This is a genomic window from Dietzia sp. HMSC21D01, assembly GCF_001815995.1.
GTDB classification, from domain to species: domain Bacteria; phylum Actinomycetota; class Actinomycetes; order Mycobacteriales; family Mycobacteriaceae; genus Dietzia; species Dietzia cinnamea.
In genome coordinates, this window is sequence record NZ_KV823651.1 from 7189 (window position 1) to 8600 (window position 1412).

2 protein-coding genes are annotated in these 1412 nt (G+C 76.8%); both read right to left on the minus strand.

The features are described from left to right. A partial coding sequence (locus HMPREF3086_RS01315) for a TetR/AcrR family transcriptional regulator (protein ID WP_246830847.1) occupies positions 1-497 on the minus strand: 497 nt, incomplete at its 3' end. After that, positions 497-1412, minus strand: a 916-nt coding sequence (locus tag HMPREF3086_RS01320; protein WP_210401815.1) for a Fic/DOC family protein, incomplete at its 5' end; no start/stop codon positions are given. The genes HMPREF3086_RS01320 and HMPREF3086_RS01315, both read right to left, overlap by 1 nt.

Genomic DNA, 1412 nt, shown 5'->3' on the forward strand with positions numbered 1-1412 from the left:
ACCACGCGGAACGGCAGGTCGAGCGCCGGATCGTCGGCGTCGAGGTCGGGGCGGCACAGGGCGACGAGCTCGCGGTAGATCTCCCGGAGCTCCGAGCGCGCGTCCCGGAACTCCGCGAACTCGTCCCCTGCGACCTCGGGCAGCACGTAGAGCATCCCGACGTTCCACCGCGAGGCGAGGAGGCCCTCGACGTCGAGCGTCGCCAGCGTCAGCAGGGTCTCGCGCGGGTCCCCGCCCCCGGCGCGGAGCCGGCGGGCGTGCTCGAGCGCCGGGGCCACCGTCGCGTCGAGCAGCGCGCGGAGGATCGCGGCCTTGGTGGGGAAGTGCGTGTAGAGGGACGCCTGACGGAGTCCGACGGCGTCCGCGATGGCCCGGGTGGAGGTGGCCGTGTACCCGCGGGTGGTGAACAGCTCCGCCGCGGCGTCGAGGATCTCGTCGGCCGGCGTGGCCCCGGGGCGCCGCCGGTCCACGAGGCGGGGTCGGCCGGGCGAGTACATCAGGGCGTCCTCCGGGTCGGGGTCCGGTCCATCGTGACACTGCCGTCGATCGTCACACGGAGGAACTCGAACCGGTGCGCCGTGGGATCGACCGAGCGGCGGGGTGGGGTGGGCATGGAGGACACGGCGGCCTGCACCCACATCTCGCGCGAGGTCCGGCCGAAGTCCAGGTCGAGGCCGTGGCAGCGCGCGGCGAGCGTCGCGGCCACGGCGGCCGCGCGGCCGTTGCCCTCGCGGAACGGGTGCACGTGGTTGAACCGCGCGTACCAGTCCGCCAGCGCCAGGGCGGCGACCGTCCGGCGGGACGCGGCCGCCGGCGCGGAGGCCAGCGCGTCGGCGACGATCCGCGCGGGCCGCTCCAGGGGCGCGACGAGGTCCGGGACGCGGGACGCGGGCGCGAACACCGATCCCTGCCTGCCGAGGTCGACGATGCGCGGCCGCCCGGCCCAGGCGTACACGTCCCCGAACAGCGCGGCGTGGACGTCGGACACCGTCCCCGGCGCGGGCCCCGGGGCGCGGAGGAGGCGGGCCCCGGCGGCGACGACGAGCAGGGCCTCCGCCCGCGCGAGAGCCCCGGCCGAGGTGATCCCGAGGGAGTTCTGCAGCACCCGCGTCCCCCGGTAGAGGTACGGGGCGCGACGGGCCAGGACCCGCGGCCCGGGTCGCCGGCGGGCCTCCGCGGGTATCGCCTCCAGGACGCGGAGGCGGATCAGCCGACCGGAGACGCCCCGGTCGACGAGTCCGAGCACCTCGTCGTCGTCGTCATCCGGGCGCCATCCCTCGAGCGCGGATACCGCGAGCATCGCGGCGGTGGCCGGGTGGCGCGTCATCCGGGCTGCCGGAACTGGCCGGTCGACCGCAGGTAGTCGAGGGTGCGCTGCGCGCCGGCGATCTCGCGCGCGGCGGCCCGGAGCC